We start from the raw sequence: 19,442 nt of genomic DNA, 5'->3' as shown, positions 1-19,442 counted from the left end.
GGCTTAGGTGCAGATTCAGGGTCATTACGAGCTCCAGTTCGAAGCGGTACGCGAAGCCTTCGCCGCACTGTTCGATGACCCCCAGGAACGTGGTGCCGGGTTGTGCATCCAGATCGGCGGGCAAACCGTCGTCGACCTGTGGGCCGGTACTGCCGACAAGGACGGGGCCGAAGCCTGGCATAGCGACACTATCGTCAACCTGTTCTCCTGCACCAAGACCTTCACGGCCGTTACCGCCCTGCAACTGGTGGCCGAAGGCAAGCTCAAGCTCGATGCGCCTGTGGCCGATTACTGGCCGGCATTTGCCGCGGCGGGCAAAGAAGCGATTACCCTGCGCCAGTTGCTCTGTCACCAGGCCGGGCTGCCGGCCATCCGCGAAATGCTGCCTACCGAGGCCCTCTACGACTGGCAATTGATGGTCGATACCCTGGCGGCCGAGGCTCCCTGGTGGACACCGGGCGAGGGGCATGGCTATGAGGCGATTACCTATGGTTGGCTGGTCGGCGAATTGCTGCGCCGTGCCGATGGGCGCGGGCCGGGGGAGTCCATCGTGGCGCGGGTCGCACGGCCCTTGGGGCTGGATTTTCATGTGGGCCTTGCGGACGAAGAGTTTTATCGTGTTGCCCATGTAGCCCGCAGTAAAGGCAATATGGGCGATGAAGCGGCACAGCGGTTACTTCAAGTAATGATGCGCGAACCCGCAGCAATGACCACACGTGCATTTGCCAATCCACCGTCTATTCTGACCAGCACTAACAAGCCCGAATGGCGACGCATGCAGCAGCCCGCGGCTAATGGTCACGGTAATGCACGTAGCCTGGCCGGGTTTTATAGTGGGTTGTTGGACGGTAGTTTGCTGGAAAGCGACATGCTCGAACAATTGACTCGTGAACACAGTATCGGGCTGGACAAAACCTTATTGACCCAAACCCGCTTCGGCCTGGGCTGCATGTTGGATCAACCGCAGTTGCCCAATGCCACGTTCGGCCTGGGGCCACGCGCATTCGGGCATCCCGGGGCAGGCGGCTCAGTCGGGTTTGCCGACCCTGAACATGATGTCGCATTCGGTTTTGTGACTAATACCCTGGGGCCTTACGTACTTATGGACCCGCGTGCGCAGAAGTTGGTCGGAATATTGGCCGGTTGTCTATAAACCTCTTGCTGTTTCACAATTTTTTGTTACAAAGGCAAGTATAAGAAAGATGCTGAACGACACGTTGTAACTTAAATGTTCTTTAAGCGTCGGTTTAACGGGTCACGAGACCCCCTGGTTTTTTCTCATTTTGTGGATATCTCATGTTATCGAACAAGTCCTTGGCACTGGCGCTGTGCCTCACTATTACGGGTTGCGCACAAACTCCACAAAATGATGCCGAAGGTGGGCATTGGTGGTCATTCGGATCGGACAAGGCTGCGACCAAGGACGCAGTGACCCAAACCGACGCCAAGCCCGATGCCAAGCCTGCTGCAGGCGCCAAGCCTGTTGAGCCCGTCGCCGCTGCTGCTGCACCGGCTCCGGCCGCCAAGGCTGACACCGGTTACAGCTGGTGGCCGTTCTCCACCAAGAGTGCTGAAGAAAAGGCCGCTGATGCCAAGGCTGACCTGAAAGCCGACCTCAAGGCCGCCACCCCGACGTCGGACGCGGCACCTGTGGTCGCCAAGACCGACACCGAGCCCCACTGGTGGTGGCCGTTCGAAAGCAAGCCAAAGCCCTTGGCCAAGGTCGACGTGACCAACGTGCAGATGCCTGACCCGAAAATCACCCAGGCCTGGCTGGACGACTACGAGCCACGCCTGCGCGAGGCCATCAAGGGCAGCAACCTGCAACTGGAGCGTCGCGACAACGTGCTGGTGGTGATTGCCCCGGTCGACGGTTCCTACAACCCGAAGCGCCCGGCGATGTTGCTGCCCGTGACCCTGGGCCCGTTCACCCGTGTGGCCAAGGCCGTCGAAGCTGATCCAAAGACTGCCGTACTGGTCCTGGGCCACGTCGACGCCACCGGCAGCGCGCCGGCGAGCCAGGCGTTGAGCAAGGAACGTGCGCAGTCGATTGCGTCGATTTTCAGCCTCAGTGGTTTGAAGCAGGACCGCCTGATGCTGCGTGGCATGGGTGACCTTATGCCACGCGCCGCCAACGACAGCAATCAAGGCCGTGCGCTGAATCGCCGCATGGAAATCATGTTCATTCAGCGTACAACGATGTTGGCACTGCTGAGCAAGTACAACTCGGGCAAGACCCCGCCTGTTGCTGAAATGGTGGCCGTGCAGGACGTTCCAGCCCCGGCACCGGCGGCAAAAGCGCCAGCCAAAAAGGCCCCGGCCAAGAAAGCTGCCGCCAAGCCCGCGGCTAAAAAGGCTGCGGCCAAACCGGCAGCGAAGAAACCCGCTGCCGCCAAAGCCAAGGCTGCGGCACCCGCTTCGAACGACCAGGCGAAAAACTGAGCCGTTGAACCACAAGGATAAAGCCGCATGACCCAGGCACTGGCTGATATGCGCCGTGACTATACACGGGACGGTTTGAGCGAGGCCCAGGCCCCGGATGAACCGTTTGCATTGTTCCACCAATGGTTTGCCGACGCGGTGAAAACCGAGCAGCCGCCGGTGGAGGCCAATGCCATGACCCTGGCGACGGTCGACCAGGACGGTCGCCCGCATTGTCGCATCCTGTTGCTCAAGGGCCTGGATGCACAGGGCTTTACCTTCTTCACCAACTATCAAAGCGCCAAGGGTGAACAGCTCGCGGCGCGGCCGTTCGCGGCCATGACCTTCTTCTGGCCGACCCTGGAACGCCAGGTGCGCATTGAAGGGCGCGTGGTCAAGGTCACCCCAGAAGAGTCGGACGCTTATTACCAAGTGCGTCCTTTGGGCAGCCGCCTTGGGGCTTGGGCTTCCCCGCAGAGCAAGGTCATCCGTGACCGCGAAGAACTGCAGGAACTGCTCAAGGCCACTGAACAGCGTTTCAGCGATACCCAGCCCGACTGCCCTGAGCATTGGGGTGGGTACCGTTTGTTGCCCGAGCGCATCGAGTTCTGGCAAGGCCGCGCCAGCCGCCTGCATGACCGCCTCAACTATCGCCTGCAAGAGGCTCAATGGTCCCGCGAGCGCCTGGCGCCCTGAGCGTCGCCTTTCGTCATCCCGCCTGAATCAAAGCTATTGCGCTGGAGTCCCTGATCAAGAGACCTCGGCGCGTTCGGCTGCGCGGCTACACTGGTCAAACAGGTTATGGCATCGTTCGGCGCCATACCCTTGGTTACCGTTCGTCGAGTTTTCTGGTGCTGGCAGTCTGTACTCAGGCTGAATGAAAACAATTTTTTGCCTGGCTTGCCGTGACAGGCGCCAAGCCAGAGCGTTTAATGAATACCTGTCCTTTGGAGTTGATGCTATGCGTAAGTCCGTTTTACTAGTTGCCTGCTTTACCACCCTGTCGTTGCTCTTGGGTGGCTGCGCCTCGAGTCTGACCGGCGACTCGTACTCTCGCGATGAGGCGCGTCGTGTACAGACCGTGCGCATGGGCACCATCGAATCCCTGCGTCCGGTGAAAATCGAAGGTACCAAGACCCCAATCGGCGGCGCTGCAGGCGCAGTCATCGGCGGCGTTGGCGGCAGCGCCATCGGTGGCGGCCGTGGCAGCATCGTCACCGCGGTGATCGGCGCGGTCGCTGGTGGCCTGTTGGGCTCCGCCACCGAAGAAGGCCTGACCCGTACCCAGGGCGTGGAAATCACCGTTCGCGAAGACGACGGCAGCATGCGTGCCTACGTACAAGCCGTGCAGGAAAATGAAATCTTCCGCATCGGCGACCGCGTACGCATCATGACCGTTGACGGTACCAGCCGCGTTACCCGCTAAGCGCTAGCGAGCAGGCAAAGAAAAACCCCAGCCGGGTGACCGGTTGGGGTTTTTTTATGCTGTTTTCCCAGAGGGTCAGGCTTTCTTGCGACTCGCCATTGCCGTCACCGCGTACCCGATAAAGGCCGCCAGGATCGACCCGGTCAGAATGCCCATGCGGTCTTCACCGGCAAACTCACTGGCGCCCGGCACAAACGCCAGTGAGCCGACAAACAGGCTCATGGTAAAGCCGATGCCGCACAGGATCGCCACGCCAAGCACCTGGCCCCAGTTGGCGCCGCTGGGCAGTGAGGCGATACCGGTCTTGATCGCCAGCCAGGTCAGGCCGAACACACCGACGGTCTTGCCGATCAACAGGCCGGCCGCGATGCCCATGGGCACGTGGTGGGTGAAGCTTTCCAGGCTGACGCCGGTTAAGGAAACCCCGGCATTGGCGAATGCGAAGAGCGGCAGGATGGCGTAGGCCACCCACGGGTGCAGGGCGTGTTCCAGGGTCAGCAGCGGTGAGGTTTCGGCATTTTTGGTACGCAGTGGAATGCAGAACGCCAGGGTCACGCCGGCCAGCGTGGCATGCACACCGCTCTTGAGTACGCACACCCACAGGATCAAGCCAACGATGAGGTACGGCCCAAGCTTGATCACGCCCAGACGGTTCATCGCAATCAAGGCAATCAAGCAAGCCCCCGCGCCCGCCAGGGACGCGCCGGACAAGTCGGCGGAGTAAAACAACGCAATGACGATGATGGCACCGAGGTCGTCAATGATTGCCAGGGTCATCAGGAACAGCTTCAGCGACACCGGTACGCGCTTGCCCAGCAGGGCCAGCACGCCCAGGGCGAACGCAATATCCGTGGCCATGGGGATCGCCCAGCCGGCGAGGGCGGCGGGGTTGTCCTTGTTCAGCGCCCAGTAGATCAGTGCCGGCACCACCATGCCGCCGATGGCTGCTGCGCCGGGCAGTACCACTTGGGAGGGCTTGGACAGATGGCCATCGAGGAGTTCGCGCTTGACCTCCAGGCCGATCAACAGGAAGAACAGGGCCATCAGGCCGTCGTTGATCCACAGCAGCGCCGGCTTGGCGATGCTCAGCGCTCCCACCTGTGTGACCACCGGGGTCTCGAGGAAGGCGTTGTACAGATGCGACAACGGCGAGTTGTTAATGATCAGCGCCAAGGCGGCAGCGGCGATCAACAACAGGCCACTGGCAGCTTCCAGCTGGAAAAAACGGGTGAAAGTGCTACGCAGAGGCAAGGGATGCTCTCCATTCCAGGTTCAATAGGTGGGTACCCTAACCCGTACTGTTAGTTGTTAAAACAAAAGTTATATTCTTATTTGTTATAAGAAACTGGCCGGGTTGTCGACGCGCCAAAGACTAGCAATTGTGTGTCCAATTGAGTCGTTACTGTATCTGTGTGGAGTGTAGGAAACATCCTAAGATCGAGACTGAAAACCTTTAGAGAACCCATCATGAGCGACCACCGTACCTGGGCCCGCGAAGCCATTCGCATCATTGAAGCGGACTTCCAGCGGAGCGCCGACACCCACCTGATTCCGTTGCCGCTGCCGGGGTTGCCAGGCATCGAGTTGTACTTCAAGGACGAGTCCAGCCACCCCACCGGCAGCCTGAAACATCGCCTGGCCCGTTCACTGTTCCTGTACGCACTGTGCAATGGCTGGCTCAAGCCGGGCGCCCCGGTGGTTGAAGCATCGAGTGGTTCCACGGCGATTTCCGAGGCCTACTTCGCCCGCCTGCTGGGCTTGCCGTTTATTGCGGTCATGCCTGCTTCCACGTCCCAGGAGAAAATCGCCCAGATCGCCTTTTATGGTGGCAAGAGTCATCTGGCCCAGGATCCGACGCAGATCTACGCGGAATCCGAGCGCCTGGCCAAGGAGGGTGGTGGTCATTTCATGGACCAGTTCACCTATGCCGAACGTGCTACCGACTGGCGGGCGAACAACAACATCGCCGAGTCGATCTTCCAGCAGATGCGCTTTGAACAGCACCCGGAGCCCAGCTGGTTGATTTCCAGCCCCGGCACCGGCGGTACCACCGCCACGCTGGGCCGTTATGTGCGTTATCGCCAGCATTGCACCCGCGTGCTGTGTGCCGATGCCGAACGTTCGGTGTTCTTCGACTTCTACCAGAGCGGCGACGCCAACCTGCGCCTGGAGTGTGGCTCACGGATCGAAGGGATTGGTCGCCCGCGGGTCGAGGCATCGTTTCTGCCGGCGGTGATTGATGCGATGGTCAAGGTGCCAGACGCCTTGTCATTGGCGGCCATGCATTACCTGGCTGGGCGTTTGGGACGACGGGTCGGCGGTTCCAGCGGGACCAACCTGATCGGCGCCTTGATAGCCGCGCAACAGATGAAAGCGGCGGGAGAGTCGGGGTCGATCGTGGCGATCTTGTGTGATGGCGGCGAGCGCTATGCCACGACCTATTATGATCAGGAGTGGTTGGTGGGGCAGGGCTATGAGTTGGATGGGTTGGTTACGGCAGTGGCTGCGAGCGTAGAGCAGGGCGAGTCTCTACCGACCAGCATCCTGCGCGCCAATATCTGACCGGGCGCAAATCAAAATGTGGGAGGGGGCTTGCCCCCGATAGCCATAGGTATCTACACAACTGTGTAGCAGCCGACGGTAACCACGATGCGTAGCGAGCCGCTCTTGATCTTGATCTGGCTTTTGATCTTAGGCGCCCCGTTAAACCACGCTGGCCGGAATTCGACAGGGATTTGGGGGTAAACCGGCAGGGATGCCGGTTTAGCCGCCCCGCGCCATGGATGGCGCGTGGCGGCGGCCCCCCAAATCCCTGTCGGATTGCGGGCACACCGAGCCTAAGCGAGGTGCCGAGTGGTGGGGCAAGAGCCTTTTGGTTACTTTTGGGCTCTTTCAAAAGTGACCCGCTGTAAAAGCGGAACCAATAGTGGCCGTAACCTAAATAACGGATATGTACTCGATCAAAGTCCAACATGCTGGTCGGCTGTGAGGCCGCCATCGGGGGCAAGCCCCCTCCCACATTTGACCGAGGTGTGTCACGTAGATATCTGTGGATTATGAGGCCGTCAGGGGGGAGCAAGCCCCCTCCCACCATCGTATTGCGGTGTGCTCAGGCCTTGATGCCGAGCATATCCCGCGCCAACGCCTCGGCAATCCGAATCCCGTCAACACCCGCCGACAGGATCCCGCCGGCATAACCCGCACCTTCCCCGGCCGGAAACAGGCCTTTTACGTTCAGGCTCTGCATCGACTCATCGCGGGTAATGCGCAACGGTGATGACGTGCGGGTCTCGATCCCCGTCAACACTGCATCGTGCAGCGAATAACCTTTGATCTGCTTCTCGAACGCCGGCAAGGCTTCGCGGATGGCCTCGATGGCGAAGTCCGGCAAGGCCAGGGCCAGGTCGCCCAGGGATACGCCGGGCTTGTAGGAAGGTTCCACACTGCCTAAGGCGGTGGACGGTTTGCCGGCGATAAAGTCGCCCACCAACTGCGCCGGTGCCTCGTAGTTGCTGCCGCCGAGGATGTAGGCGTGGGACTCCAGGCGTTCCTGCAACTCGATACCGGCCAACGGGCCACCCGGGTAATCCACTTCGGGCGTGATGCCGACCACAATGCCGGAGTTGGCGTTGCGCTCGTTGCGCGAGTACTGGCTCATGCCGTTGGTCACGACGCGATTGGGTTCCGAGGTCGCGGCCACCACAGTGCCGCCCGGGCACATGCAGAAGCTATAGACCGAACGGCCGTTCTTGGCGTGGTGCACCAGCTTGTAGTCGGCCGCGCCCAGTTTCGGGTGGCCGGCGTACTTGCCCAGGCGTGCGGCGTCGATCAGCGACTGCGGGTGTTCGATACGGAAACCCACCGAGAACGGCTTGGCCTCCATGTAAACGCCGCGGCCATGGAGCATGCGGAAGGTGTCGCGGGCGCTGTGGCCCAGGGCAAGAATCACATGCCTTGAGAGAATCTGCTCGCCGCCGTCGACGACCACACCGTTCAACTGCCCCTCTTCGATCAATACGTCGGTGACGCGTTGCTCGAAGCGCACTTCACCGCCGAGGGCGATGATCTGCTCGCGCATGTTTTCCACCACGCCGGTCAGGCGGAAGGTGCCGATATGGGGCTTGCTGACGTAGAGGATCTCTTCCGGCGCGCCGGCCTTGACGAACTCGTGCAGCACCTTGCGGCCGTGGAATTTCGGGTCCTTGATCTGGCTGTAGAGCTTGCCGTCGGAGAAGGTGCCGGCGCCGCCTTCACCGAATTGCACGTTGGACTCGGGGTTGAGCACGCTTTTACGCCACAGGCCCCAGGTGTCCTTGGTACGTTGACGCACTTCCTTGCCGCGCTCGAGGATGATCGGCTTGAAGCCCATCTGTGCCAGCAGCAGCCCGGCGAAGATCCCGCAGGGCCCAAACCCCACCACGATCGGCCGCTCGACCAGGTCTGCCGGCGCCTGGCCCACCACCTTGTAGCTGACGTCGGGGGCCGGGTTGACGTTGCGGTCGTCGGCAAACTTGAGCAGCAGGGCGGCTTCGCCCTTCACGTTCAAGTCGATGGTGTAGATGAAGCACAGCTCCGACGATTTTTTACGTGCATCGTAGCTGCGTTTGAACAGGGTGAAATCGAGCAGGTCATCACTGGCGATGCCCAGGCGCTGCACGATGGCTGGCCGCAGGTCTTCTTCGGGATGGTCGATGGGCAGCTTGAGTTCGGTGATTCGTAACATGACAGGATCCGGTAGGCGGCGGGCGAGAAGGCCGGCTGTTTTGCAAACCGGCGATTATAAGCCCCAATGGCGACTTTCCGTCAGGTTAAAACAGCGCAGGGTCGAATCAGTCGTCCCGCGAGCCGCCAAAGGCTGCGCAACCACGCTGCACCTGGCCGTTAACCCGCAACTCGGCGCTCATGTGTTGCAAGCTGCCGCTCACACTGTCGACGCAGCGCTGGGGCGCCACCCACAGTTCGATGTGCTGGTTATTGGCTTCGGTCATCAGGTTGAAGCGGCCGTCGCCCAGCTGTTCTTCGACGTACGGCACTGCCAACGGCGGTTGGCCCTCGCGTTCCAGCACCATGCCCTTGGCCGTGACGTTCATCGCCCAGGCCGGTTTATGGCCGTTGGCGCGCAGGATCATGCGCTTGAAGTCCGGGTCGGTACAGGCAGAGGTCGAGCGTTCGACGCGGTACAGCTGTTGCAGCTCCACTTCGCCCTGGGTACCGGTGGCAACCCCGGAAAACTTGCCGCGCAGGTCGGCAAACAGTGCGCCTTGCTGGCCGGCCAGGGAGGCCGCTTCCTGCAGGATGCTGGTGCCGCCGGTATCCTTGACCACGTAGTTACGTTGGTCGCCGCACGGCTGGAACAACAGCTTGCCGTCCGCCGCGGTCAATTCACCCTGCATCCGGGTCAGCCCGACGGTAGACGGCTTGGCCGGCTCGCTTTCGAACAGCTGGCAAGCGGCGAACAGGGGAAGCAAGGCAAACAGGGCGAGGGTACGGGCGGCGCGCATATTGGGTCTCCAAACAAGTGCCGCCACGTTACGCAGGCTGGCGCCGCATCACAAGCCCGCTCGCCGGCTTCAGGTGTTTCTGACAGACATCAAATTCAGCCTACGATAAAGGTCTGACCGGTTTGTAGGCCCTCGACGCTTTTTGCGTAAGCCAGCGCCACATCGGCAGCTGGAGCTGGTTTGTAGCCACGGAAATACGGTGCATAGCTGCCCATGGCTTCCAGTAGAACGGTCGGGCTCACAGCATTGATACGCAGGCCGCGTGGCAATTCAATGGCGGCCGCTTTGACGAATGCGTCCAGTGCACCGTTGACCAACGCTGCCGAGGCGCCGGTGCGGATCGGATCACGGTTCAGGATGCCGCTGGTGAAGGTGAACGAAGCGCCGTCGTTGGCATACTCCCGACCGATCAGCAGCAGGTTGACCTGGCCCATCAGTTTGTCACGCAGGCCCAGTTCAAAGTCGCTTTCGCTCATCTCGCCCAAGGCTACGAAGTTGACGTTGCCCGCTGCACAGACCAGCGCATCGAACTTGCCGGTTTGTTCAAACAGCCTATGGATCGAGGCGCTGTCGCTGATGTCCACCTGGAAGTCGCCGCTGGTGCGACCGATGCTGATCACTTCGTGACGCTCGCTCAGTTCCGCCTTCACCGCCGAACCGACTGTGCCGCTGGCACCAATCAATAGGATTTTCATCGTGCTGTTCCTCCAGAGATAGTGAAGGTTCAGTCTAGTGTGGCTTTTTCAGTGGATAAACGCGCTAATAGGCAACCTTTGGTTTTCAAATGGAAACAATCCATGAGCGAAATGGATGACCTGGCGGCCTTCGCGGTGCTGATCGAAGCTGGCAGCTTTACCCTGGCTGCCGAGCAACTGGGTTGCAGCAAGGGGCAGCTGTCCAAGCGCATCAGCCAGTTGGAAGCGCAGTTTGCCGTGGTGCTGTTGCACCGTACGACGCGCAAACTGAGCCTCACCGCCGCCGGCGCGGCGTTGCTGCCCCAGGCACAAGCGCTGGTGGTGCAGGTGGAGCGCGCGCGCCAGGCATTGGCGCGGCTCAAAGATGATTTGACCGGTCCTGTGCGCATGACCGTTCCGGTTTCGTTAGGTGAGACCTTCTTCGATGGCTTATTGCTGGAGTTCTCCAAACAATATCCGCAGGTACAGATCGAGCTGGAGCTTAACAACAGCTACCGCGACTTGGCCCGGGATGGTTTTGACTTGGGCGTACGCTCGGGTGCCATCGAACATGAACGCCTGGTGGCCAAGCCTCTGCTGGCGTGGCGCGAGATGACCTGCGCCAGCCCGGCCTATCTGGAACAGCATGGCGAACCACTGACCCCGGCGGACCTGGCGACACACATCTGTTTGCTCAACAGTCACTACAGCGGACGCGAGGAATGGTTGTATCACCAGCAACACGAATTGCTGCGGGTACGGGTAAGCGGCACGTTTGCCTCCAACCACTACAACCTGCTGAAAAAAGCCGCGCTGGTGGGCGCCGGTATCGCGCGGCTGCCGTCCTACGTATTACCGAAGGAACTGGCCGAAGGCCGGTTATGCTGGCTCCTGCGCGACTACCAGACGCGCAGCATGCCGATGTACCTGGTGCACCCCTACCAGGGTGGCCTGCCGCGGCGTACCCAGGTATTGGCCGATTACCTGGTGGACTGGTTCAGGCGCAGCGGCGAGGCGTTGGATCGGCTTTAACGCAAGCGACGGGCAATCCAGTGGTCGATGGACAGGCTGCCCGGCCCCTTGGCGAGCAACAGCAACAGCAGCGCAATCCAGGTGCCGTGGGTCGGATAGGCATCAGGGTAGACGAACAACTGGATGGTCAAGGTCATGCCGATCAGGGCCAGGGCCGTGAAGCGCGTAGCCAATCCCAGCAGGATCAGCACCGGGAAAAAATGCTCGGCAAAGGTCGCCATATGCGCGGCCACTTCCGGCGCCAGCAACGGCACGTGGTACTCGCTGCGAAATAACCACAACGCCGACGCAGCAAGCTTGGGCTCGCCCCATTGGAATGTGCCGCTGACCAGATCGATGGCAAAGCCTTCGACTTTGGTTTGCCCGGATTTCCAGAACACTGCTGCAATGGAGAAGCGCGCAATAAACGCGATCAGGCTGTAGGGGATGTTTTCGAACAGGGCGATGGCCCGTTTTACCAGGCAGGGGGCGGGCGCGTTCATGGCGATACCTTTCTTTCCAGATGCAAATGAGTGATGGCGTCGTGGCTGATCAGCAGCTTGAGACATTGGTGCAGGTCGAATTCGGCCGAGGCTTCAAGCGCATTGGCAACGGCCGCCTCCAGCCCGGCACCTTGCTTGAGGCGGTTGATAAAGATGACCGAGCCACTGTCGATGGCAAATACCTTGACCGCCAACCCTTGGCGCAAGACCAGAGCGCCCTGGGCATGCCAGGGGTTCAACGTGGCGATAGCGTCCTCGGTCTGGTGCGCGGCCCATACCGCGACGATTGCGTAGGGGGAGTTCAGCGTGGCGAGCGATGGGTGCAGTTGCACACGCAGGTGTCCCAGTTGCTCTGCGCCTTGCAGTTGTTGAAGAACGCTGGGCTGGTCCAGCGCCTGGCGATCCGCCGCGTGATAGGCGCGAACCCGCAGGCGTTCCAATCGCGCTATATCTGCCAGGTAAGGCACGCTCGAAGCCGGCTCAAACCCTTGGATAAAGTCAGCCAAAGAGTTGCCGTATTCGCTGATCAACGGGGTAGTGGGCGGATAAGCCTGGACGTACAGGCCGGCCATGGCACGGAAAAACTCATCGCCTACCAATCGCCGCACTACCGGATAAGCGGCCGCCAGCCCATCGTTCAACGAGCTGTGAACGTTATTGCGATACACCGCGAAGCGGCTTGCCGGGTCGGCACCATTGCTGCTGAACACACCCTCGGGACAGACTGCGTCGGGCGCCAGCAAAGCCTGGGCAAATTCGTGTTGAATACTCATCTGGCCACCTGCGACAAATACCATTGGGCTTGCCGGGCCTCGGCCTGCAGCACGCTGAATGCCGGCACCTGATTATCCCGTTCGATCAAGGTGGCTACCGGGCCGGTCCGTGTCAGTACCTGTTCGTACAATTGCCACACAGCGTTATCGATAGGCGCGCCGTGGTCATCGATCAGCAGGCGGTCGCCCAGGCTGTCTGTGTCTTCGGCAAAGCCGGCCAGATGAATCTCCCCCACAGCGTGCAAGGGCAGGGCGTCGATGTAGGCCGATGGATCGCGCTGGTGGTTGATGCAGGATACGTAGACGTTGTTGACGTCGAGCAGCAGGCCGCAACCGGTACGGCGGATGACCTCGCTGATGAAGTCGGTTTCATCCAGGGTAGAGCGCTGGAACTGCAAGTAGGTCGAGGGATTCTCCAGCAGCATCGGCCGCTTGAGTGTGCTTTGTACCTGATCGACGTGGTCGCATACCCGGCTCAGGGTGCTGGCGTCGTAGGCCAGGGGCAGCAAGTCGTTGAGAAACACCGGGCCGTGGCTGGACCAGGCCAGGTGTTCGGAAAAAGACTGGGGTTGATAGCGTTCGATCAGCGTGACCAGGCGTGCCAGGTGCTCAAGGTCCAGTGGACCTTCGCCGCCGATGGACAGGCCCACGCCGTGCAGTGACAGTGGGTACTGTGCGCGGATCAAGCCCAGGTAGTGATGAAAGGGGCCGCCGGCCACCATGTAGTTTTCGGCGTGCACTTCGAAAAAACCGATGTCGGGGCGGGTCTCAAGCACCTGGGTAAAGTGCTCGGCCTTCAGCCCCAGCCCGGCCCGCAAGGGCAGGCCAGGCGCCTGATCCAGTGAGACCGTGTAGTCGGGTGTTGGCGTCATCATCAGTACTCAGGCTTGCGGGGGATCAGGACTTGGCGGTGAAGGGGGCTTCCTGGCCGAAGCCGGTCGGCGATGTGGTGCTTGGGGTCTTGGTGCAGGTGCCGGCGGGCACCAGTTTCCAGGCGTTGGCCTGGTCTTTAGTTTTGGAGGTGCCAGCGCAGGAAGTGCCAGCACCCGCGGCGCAGTCGTTCTTGCCGGCTTCAGCCACGCCGAAGCATTTCTGCATCTCGTCGGCCGCGTGGGCGGTGGTACTCAGGGCGGACAGGCTCAGGGCCGAGCCCAGGGCCAGGATGAGGGAGGCGGCGGACAGTTTGGTGGTCATGGGTATAACTCCAGCAGTGGGTTGAATGAGCGGGCTTGATTGCCTGCTTGCACCACTAGAGAGAGGAGGGGGTGAGTTCGTTACAAAGAGTTCGAAATTAATTCGAGAATCTTTCGGTTCACACAAAAAATGTGGGAGGGGGCTTGCCCCCGATAGCGGTGGTTCAGTCACCAGATGCAGTGACTGTCAGCCTGCCATCGGGGGCAAGCCCCCTCCCACATTTAGATCCGGTTTACTCAGTTACCGGGTCTTAGCCGCCGAGGTACGCCTCCCGCACCTTCGGGTCCGTCAGCAGTTGCTCGCCAGTCCCCTGCATCACCACCCGACCGTTTTCCAGCACATAGGCACGGTCAGCAATTTTCAGCGCCTGGTTGGCGTTCTGCTCCACCAGGAACACCGTTACACCATCCTTGCGCAGCTGTTCGATGATGTCGAAGATCTGCTGGATGATGATCGGTGCCAGTCCCAGGGACGGTTCGTCCAACAGAAGCAGCTTGGGCTTGCTCATCAGCGCCCGGCCGATGGCGAGCATTTGCTGCTCGCCGCCGGACATGGTGCCGCCGCGCTGGCTGAAGCGTTCCTTGAGGCGCGGGAACAGGTGCAGCACCTTGTCCATTTGCTCCTGGTAGTCGCCCTTGTCGGTGAAGAACCCACCCATGGCCAGGTTCTCTTCCACGGTCAGGCGCGAGAACACCCGACGACCCTCCGGTACCACGGCAATGCTCTTGCGCATGATCTCGGCGGAGTGCTTGCCCACCAGTTCCTCACCCATGTAACGGATGCTGCCGCCGTGGGCCTGGGGCGAACCGCACAGGGTCATCAGCAGGGTCGATTTGCCGGCGCCGTTGGCGCCGATCAGGGTGACGATCTCACCCTGGCGCACTTCGACATTGACGTCGTGCAGGGCCTGGATCTTGCCGTAGAACGTGGAAACGTTTTCGAACTGCAGCATTTTACGCTTCCCCCAGATAGGCTTTGATCACTTCAGGATTGTCGCGGATCTGCTCCGGCGTGCCGTCGGCCAGCGGCGTGCCCTGGTTGATCACCACAATATGGTCGGAAATGCTCATGACCAGTTTCATGTCGTGTTCAATCAACAGCACCGTGGCGTCGTTCTCCTCACGCAGCACGCTGATCAGCGCCTTGAGGTCTTCGGTTTCCTTGGGGTTCAGGCCGGCGGCGGGTTCGTCGAGCATGAGGATCCGCGGGCGGGTCATCATGCAACGAGCGATTTCCAGGCGACGCTGCTGACCATAGGCCAGGGTGCCGGCCGGGCGGTTGGCAAATTCCGTCAGGTTGACCTTGTCCAGCCAGTACGCCGCGTACTCCATGGCCTCGCGCTCGCTCTTGCGGAACGCCGGGGTCTTGAACAGGCCTGCGAAGAAGTTGGTGTTCAAATGGCGGTGCTGGGCGATCAACAGGTTCTCGACTGCGGTCATGTCCTTGAACAACCGCACGTTCTGGAAGGTACGCACCACGCCCTTGCGAGCGATCTCGTGACCCGCCAGGCCCTGGATCGGTTGGCCGTCCAGCAGGATGCTGCCGCCGCTCGGCTTGTAGAAGCCGGTAAGGCAGTTGAACACTGTGGTCTTGCCGGCGCCGTTGGGGCCGATCAGTGCTACAACCTGTTTCTCTTTCACGGTCAGGGCTACGCCGTTGACCGCCAGCAAGCCGCCGAAGCGCATGCTCAAGTTTTCGACTTTCAGGATCTCGCGGCTCATTTGCGCAGCTCCATGTGTGGACGTTGCATGGGCAGCAGGCCTTGAGGGCGCCAGATCATCATCAGCACCATCAAGGCGCCGAACATCAACATGCGGTATTCGCTGAACTCACGCATCATTTCCGGCAGCAGGATCATCACGATCGCCGCCAGGATCACGCCCAATTGCGAGCCCATGCCACCGAGCACCACGATGGCGAGAATGATCGCCGACTCGATGAAGGTGAACGACTCGGGGGTCACCAGGCCTTGGCGGGCGGCGAAGAAACTACCGGCAAAACCAGCGAACGCGGCACCCAGGGTGAACGCGGAGAGCTTGATGATGGTCGGGTTCAGGCCCAGGGCACGGCAGGCGATTTCATCTTCGCGCAACGCTTCCCAGGCGCGGCCGATGGGCATGCGCAGCAAGCGGTTGATCACGAACAGTGCCGCCAGCGCCAGCAACAGCGCCACCAGGTACAGGAACACCACTTTGCTTACTGGGTTGTAGGCAATCCCGAAGTATTCGTGGAAGGTCTGCATGCCTTCGGCTGCGGTACGGTCGAACGACAGCCCGAAGAACGTCGGCTTGGGGATGCTGCTGATGCCGTTGGGGCCACCGGTGATGTCGGTGAGGTTACGCAGGAACAGACGGATGATTTCACCAAAGCCCAGGGTCACGATCGCCAGGTAGTCACCGCGCAGGCGCAGCACCGGGAAGCCCAGCAGGAAGCCGAACGTCGCCGCCGCCATACCGGCCAATGGCAGGCAGATCCAGAAGCTCCAGCCCAGGTAGTGTGAGAGCAGCGCGTAGGTATAGGCACCCACGGCGTAGAAACCCACATAACCAAGGTCAAGCAGGCCGGCCAGGCCCACCACGATGTTCAGGCCCAGGCCCAGCAACACGTAGATCAGGATCAGGGTGGCAATGTCGACCGCACCGCGGGAGCCGAAGAACGGCCAGATCAGCGCGGCGATAATCAGGCCGATGATGATGTAGCGCTGGGTACGCGGCAGGGTCAGGAATTGGCTGACCTTGGGCGACACCAACGGGCCACGATTGCCCTTGAACAAGGCACCGACCTGCTGGGTGAACAGCACGCGCAGGAACATCAGCACCGAGCACAGGGCGATGACTGCCAGGGTCACGGGACCGGTGCCATGCACTTCCAGGTTGATGCCGACAATGCTCAGCTTGAGGCCGAGTACCGGAAAGGCCACGGCCCATACCAGCAAGGCGCTGAAAAACGCCGATTTAAGATATCTGCTCATACTTTCTCAACCTCCGGACGGCCCAGGATGCCGGTCGGACGGAACAACAGCACCAGAACCAACAGGCCGAACGCCACGACGTCCTTGTACTGGTCACCGAAGATATCGGCGCCAAAGGCTTCGGCCACACCCAGCACCAGCCCGCCGAGCATCGCGCCCGGAATGCTGCCGATGCCGCCCAATACCGCTGCGGTAAAGGCCTTCAGGCCCACCAGGAAACCGGCGTTGGGGTTGATCACGCCGTATTGCATGCTCAGCAACACGGCCGCCACGGCCGCCAGTGCGGCACCAATGACGAAGGTCAAGGCGATGATGTTGTTGGTGTTGATGCCCAGCAGGTTGGCCATCTTGATGTCTTCGGCGCAGGCCCGGCAGGCGCGCCCCAGACGGGAGCGGGAGATGAACAGGGTCAGGCCCAGCATGGCCACCAGGGTGACGACGAAGACCAGGATCTGCATGTACGAAATCAGCACTTCTTGTGCGCCACCCGGGCCGAAGGAGATGCTCCCCGGGATCAGGTTGGGAATGGACTTGTCCTTGGAGTCCTGGGACAGCAATACGGTGTTCTGCAGGAAAATCGACATGCCGATGGCGGAAATCAGCGGGATCAAACGGTTGCTGCCCCGCAAGGGACGGTAGGCAACCCGCTCGATACTGTAGCCATAGGCACTGGTCACGATGATCGACGCCAGGAACGCAGCGGTCATCAACAGCGGCAGGGAGTGGATCCCCATCATGGCCAGCCCGGCGAGGGCGATGAAGGCCACGTAGGAACCAATCATGTACACCTCGCCATGGGCGAAGTTGATCATTCCAATGATGCCGTAAACCATTGTGTAGCCAATGGCTATCAAGGCATAGGTGCTGCCAATGGTCAGGCCATTAACCAGCTGTTGGAAAAAATGATAGATCTCAGGCATTACAGCGCTCCTAAAAACCCGATACGCATTTCACTGGTGGAGTCATTTCCGGCTGGGTGCCCTGTTCTGTGAGCAGGTTGCACAAAGCGTTTGCCAGCGAACCGCTGGTGACGGTTTTAAGATTTTCAGGTGAGCCAGCGCCCGGATCGCGGGTGACATGGCCCATAAACCTCGTAAAACAAAGCCCACTGCTTGCACAGTGGGCTTGTTGACCAGTAACGCCTGGCTTACTGAGGGGAAACTTCGGTTTTTGGTTTACCGAAGTGCCATTCGTAGACCACGAATTTGAAGTCTTTCAGGTCGCCCTTGGCGTCAAAGCTCAGATCGCCGGTAGGGGTCTTGAAGGTGCCCGCGTGGATGGCCTCGGCCACCTTGGCGGTGTCTTCGCTCTTGGCCGCCTTGATGCCGCCAGCGATGACTTCAATGGCCGAGTAGGCCGGGAACACGAACGGACCGGTTGGGTCCTGCTTGTTCTTGGCGAACTCTTCGACGATGGCTTTGTTGGCAGGGTCGGTGTCGAAGGACTTCGGCAGGGTCACCAGCAGGCCTTCGGAAGCGCCCTGGGCGATTTGCGAGATGGAGTCGTTGCCGACGCCTTCCGGGCCCATGAACTTGGCGTTCAGGCCTTTTTCCTTGGCTTGGCGCAGGATCAGGCCCAGCTCAGGGTGGTAGCCGCCGTAGTAGACGAAGTCGACGTTGGCTTGCTTGAGTTTCTGGATGATCGAGGAGAAGTCCTTGTCACCGGCGTTCAGGCCTTCGAAGACGGCAACCTTGGTGCCTTTCTCTTCGAGGGTTTTCTTCACGGCACTGGCGATGCCTTCACCGTATTGCTGTTTGTCGTGCAGCACGGCAACGATCTTCGGCTTCACGTGGTCGGCGATGTAGTTGCCGGCCGCTGGGCCTTGCGCGCTGTCGAGGCCGATGGTGCGGAAGATCAGCTTGTAGCCACGGGAGGTGATTTCCGGGCTGGTGGCGGCTGGGGTAATCATGATGACGCCTTCGTCTTCATAAATGTCCGACGCTGGCTGAGTGGAGCTGGAGCAGAGGTGACCGACTACGAACTTGACGCCGTCGTTGACCACTTTGTTGGCGACGGCCACGGCTTGTTTCGGATCGCAGGCGTCGTCGTATTCCTTGGCTTCAAGCATTTTGCCATCGACGCCGCCCTTGGCGTTGATGTCGGCGATTGCCTGCTTGGCACCCATGAATTGCATGTCACCGTATTGCGTCACCGGACCAGTCTTGGGACCGGCGATGCCGATCTTGATGGTGTCGGCTGCGAACGAATGGCCGGCAACCCCAGCCAGGACCATAGCGGCAAACAGTTTGGAAATCTGCTTAGTAGCCTTATTCATAGTGCTCCACTCTTACTGTTGTATTTTTTATAGTTCTAGCGGCCTTGTGAGCTGCAGAACCGGATCAGATATCGCGGATATCCCCCCGGCATTGCCCTGGCAACTGTACCGGTACAGTGTAGAGCGCCGGTTGATCGCTTGAAAAGCTGGCAGCTGGGGGCATACCACTGCTATGTCGCTTAAATGAAAGAAAAAGACAGAATTGCGGCGGGTTCTTATCAACCTTCAAGGCATTCCTTGGCTTTCCTGGCACTTTCAATCGCTACCTCATTTGCTACTGGGTTTTTCTACCTGGGTTACGAGGCTATGATTGCGCCGATTTTTTATTCAGGTGAACTCCCATGACGCAAGAACCTAGCACCCTCTATGCCAAGCTGCTCGGTGAAACCGCCGAAATTTCCTGGAAGGAGCTCGAGCCGTTCTTTGCCAAGGGTGCCCTATTGTGGGTCGACGCCGGCCTGGATCTGATCGAAGCGGCCGAGGGAATGGCCGAGGACAACCGTGAGAAAGTCGCCGCCTGGCTGGCTGCGGGGAGCCTTGGCGAAGTGTCTGCAATGCGGGCGTTGGACTTGGTGGAGCGAGACCCGAGCCTGTGGGCGGTGGTGGTATCGCCTTGGATCCTGATCCAGGAAAGGGCAGCTTAAGAATTACCTGCACGAAAAAGGTGCGTCTTTTTATCCTCTGCAAGTGTGT

The 19,442-nt window shown here is 60.3% G+C and carries 20 protein-coding genes; 7 read left to right on the top strand and 13 right to left on the bottom strand.

Translation table 11 applies throughout. The annotated features are described in order from the left end of the window. Positions 1–7 precede the first annotated feature (7 nt). The 4 genes from BLU48_RS18610 to BLU48_RS18595 all read left to right on the top strand — a co-directional run bounded on the left by BLU48_RS18610 (position 8) and on the right by BLU48_RS18595 (position 3,847). Positions 8–1,153 (top strand): serine hydrolase domain-containing protein, encoded by a 1,146-nt coding sequence (locus tag BLU48_RS18610; protein WP_057021941.1) that lies wholly within the window; start codon positions 8–10, stop codon positions 1,151–1,153. Between the two features lie 143 nt (positions 1,154–1,296). Next, on the top strand, positions 1,297–2,442 hold the full coding sequence (locus BLU48_RS18605) for an OmpA family protein (protein ID WP_057021942.1): 1,146 nt from the start codon (positions 1,297–1,299) through the stop codon (positions 2,440–2,442). 27 nt (positions 2,443–2,469) lie between these two features. Next, positions 2,470–3,117: a pyridoxamine 5'-phosphate oxidase gene (pdxH, locus tag BLU48_RS18600; RefSeq protein ID WP_057021943.1), complete on the top strand. Its 648-nt coding sequence runs from the start codon at positions 2,470–2,472 to the stop codon at positions 3,115–3,117. Positions 3,118–3,382: 265 nt separating this feature from the next. Further along, positions 3,383–3,847, top strand: a complete 465-nt coding sequence (locus BLU48_RS18595; RefSeq protein ID WP_003189251.1) for an outer membrane lipoprotein — start codon at positions 3,383–3,385, stop codon at positions 3,845–3,847. A gap of 75 nt (positions 3,848–3,922) precedes the next feature. Here BLU48_RS18595 and nhaA read toward each other — a convergent pair whose 3' ends face one another. Beyond that, positions 3,923–5,098: a Na+/H+ antiporter NhaA gene (nhaA, locus tag BLU48_RS18590; RefSeq protein WP_057021944.1), complete on the bottom strand. Its 1,176-nt coding sequence runs from the start codon at positions 5,096–5,098 to the stop codon at positions 3,923–3,925. 213 nt (positions 5,099–5,311) lie between these two features. On the opposite strand from nhaA, the gene BLU48_RS18585 reads away from it, so the two are divergent. Further along, complete coding sequence (locus BLU48_RS18585) at positions 5,312–6,409, top strand: PLP-dependent cysteine synthase family protein (protein ID WP_172833445.1); 1,098 nt, start codon at positions 5,312–5,314, stop codon at positions 6,407–6,409. A gap of 547 nt (positions 6,410–6,956) precedes the next feature. Here BLU48_RS18585 and BLU48_RS18575 read toward each other — a convergent pair. The 3 genes from BLU48_RS18575 to BLU48_RS18565 all read right to left on the bottom strand — a co-directional run bounded on the left by BLU48_RS18575 (position 6,957) and on the right by BLU48_RS18565 (position 10,043). Next, the gene (locus BLU48_RS18575) at positions 6,957–8,570 is read right to left on the bottom strand and encodes an NAD(P)/FAD-dependent oxidoreductase (protein ID WP_057021946.1); all 1,614 of its coding nucleotides are present in this window, start codon (positions 8,568–8,570) and stop codon (positions 6,957–6,959) included. 106 nt (positions 8,571–8,676) lie between these two features. Further along, on the bottom strand, positions 8,677–9,348 hold the full coding sequence (locus BLU48_RS18570; RefSeq protein ID WP_057021947.1) for a COG3650 family protein: 672 nt from the start codon (positions 9,346–9,348) through the stop codon (positions 8,677–8,679). Positions 9,349–9,443: 95 nt separating this feature from the next. Then, a complete protein-coding gene (locus BLU48_RS18565) occupies positions 9,444–10,043 on the bottom strand; it encodes a short chain dehydrogenase (protein ID WP_057021948.1) in 600 nt (199 codons plus the stop codon). 102 nt (positions 10,044–10,145) lie between these two features. Between BLU48_RS18565 and BLU48_RS18560 the strand changes: the two genes are divergently transcribed. After that, positions 10,146–11,054 carry a LysR family transcriptional regulator gene (locus BLU48_RS18560; RefSeq protein WP_057021949.1) on the top strand — a complete coding sequence of 303 codons (909 nt, stop codon included), beginning with the start codon at positions 10,146–10,148 and terminating at the stop codon, positions 11,052–11,054. On the opposite strand, the gene BLU48_RS18555 is transcribed toward BLU48_RS18560, so the two are convergent. The 9 genes from BLU48_RS18555 to BLU48_RS18515 form a co-directional block, all read right to left on the bottom strand. Further along, complete coding sequence (locus BLU48_RS18555) at positions 11,051–11,536, bottom strand: DoxX family protein (RefSeq protein ID WP_057021950.1); 486 nt, start codon at positions 11,534–11,536, stop codon at positions 11,051–11,053. The two genes, BLU48_RS18560 and BLU48_RS18555, sit on opposite strands and share 4 nt — an antisense overlap. After that, complete coding sequence (locus BLU48_RS18550) at positions 11,533–12,309, bottom strand: HvfC/BufC N-terminal domain-containing protein (protein ID WP_057021951.1); 777 nt, start codon at positions 12,307–12,309, stop codon at positions 11,533–11,535. The genes BLU48_RS18555 and BLU48_RS18550 overlap by 4 nt, the downstream gene beginning before the upstream one ends. Then, positions 12,306–13,184: an MNIO family bufferin maturase gene (bufB, locus tag BLU48_RS18545; protein ID WP_057021952.1), complete on the bottom strand. Its 879-nt coding sequence runs from the start codon at positions 13,182–13,184 to the stop codon at positions 12,306–12,308. The genes BLU48_RS18550 and bufB overlap by 4 nt, the downstream gene beginning before the upstream one ends. A 22-nt stretch (positions 13,185–13,206) precedes the next feature. Continuing rightward, on the bottom strand, positions 13,207–13,503 hold the full coding sequence (locus BLU48_RS18540) for a BufA1 family periplasmic bufferin-type metallophore (RefSeq protein WP_057021953.1): 297 nt from the start codon (positions 13,501–13,503) through the stop codon (positions 13,207–13,209). A gap of 250 nt (positions 13,504–13,753) precedes the next feature. Further along, a complete protein-coding gene (locus BLU48_RS18535) occupies positions 13,754–14,455 on the bottom strand; it encodes an ABC transporter ATP-binding protein (protein WP_046071335.1) in 702 nt (233 codons plus the stop codon). Position 14,456: 1 nt separating this feature from the next. Beyond that, a complete protein-coding gene (gene livG / locus BLU48_RS18530) occupies positions 14,457–15,224 on the bottom strand; it encodes a high-affinity branched-chain amino acid ABC transporter ATP-binding protein LivG (RefSeq protein ID WP_046071336.1) in 768 nt (255 codons plus the stop codon). After that, positions 15,221–16,474 carry a high-affinity branched-chain amino acid ABC transporter permease LivM gene (locus BLU48_RS18525; RefSeq protein WP_046071337.1) on the bottom strand — a complete coding sequence of 418 codons (1,254 nt, stop codon included), beginning with the start codon at positions 16,472–16,474 and terminating at the stop codon, positions 15,221–15,223. Before BLU48_RS18525 ends, livG begins: the two co-directional genes overlap by 4 nt. Next, the gene (gene livH / locus BLU48_RS18520) at positions 16,471–17,394 is read right to left on the bottom strand and encodes a high-affinity branched-chain amino acid ABC transporter permease LivH (protein WP_003193535.1); all 924 of its coding nucleotides are present in this window, start codon (positions 17,392–17,394) and stop codon (positions 16,471–16,473) included. Before livH ends, BLU48_RS18525 begins: the two co-directional genes overlap by 4 nt. Before the next feature lie 227 nt (positions 17,395–17,621). Further along, the gene (locus BLU48_RS18515) at positions 17,622–18,749 is read right to left on the bottom strand and encodes a branched-chain amino acid ABC transporter substrate-binding protein (RefSeq protein WP_046071338.1); all 1,128 of its coding nucleotides are present in this window, start codon (positions 18,747–18,749) and stop codon (positions 17,622–17,624) included. A gap of 341 nt (positions 18,750–19,090) precedes the next feature. On the opposite strand from BLU48_RS18515, the gene BLU48_RS18510 reads away from it, so the two are divergent. Beyond that, positions 19,091–19,393 (top strand): DUF2288 domain-containing protein, encoded by a 303-nt coding sequence (locus BLU48_RS18510; RefSeq protein ID WP_057021954.1) that lies wholly within the window; start codon positions 19,091–19,093, stop codon positions 19,391–19,393. Positions 19,394–19,442 lie beyond the last annotated feature (49 nt).

The organism is Pseudomonas synxantha, assembly GCF_900105675.1.
GTDB classification, from domain to species: Bacteria; Pseudomonadota; Gammaproteobacteria; order Pseudomonadales; family Pseudomonadaceae; genus Aquipseudomonas; species Aquipseudomonas synxantha.
The sequence above is the reverse complement of the archived record's forward strand: the minus strand, read 5'-3'. Positions and strand labels throughout refer to the sequence as shown.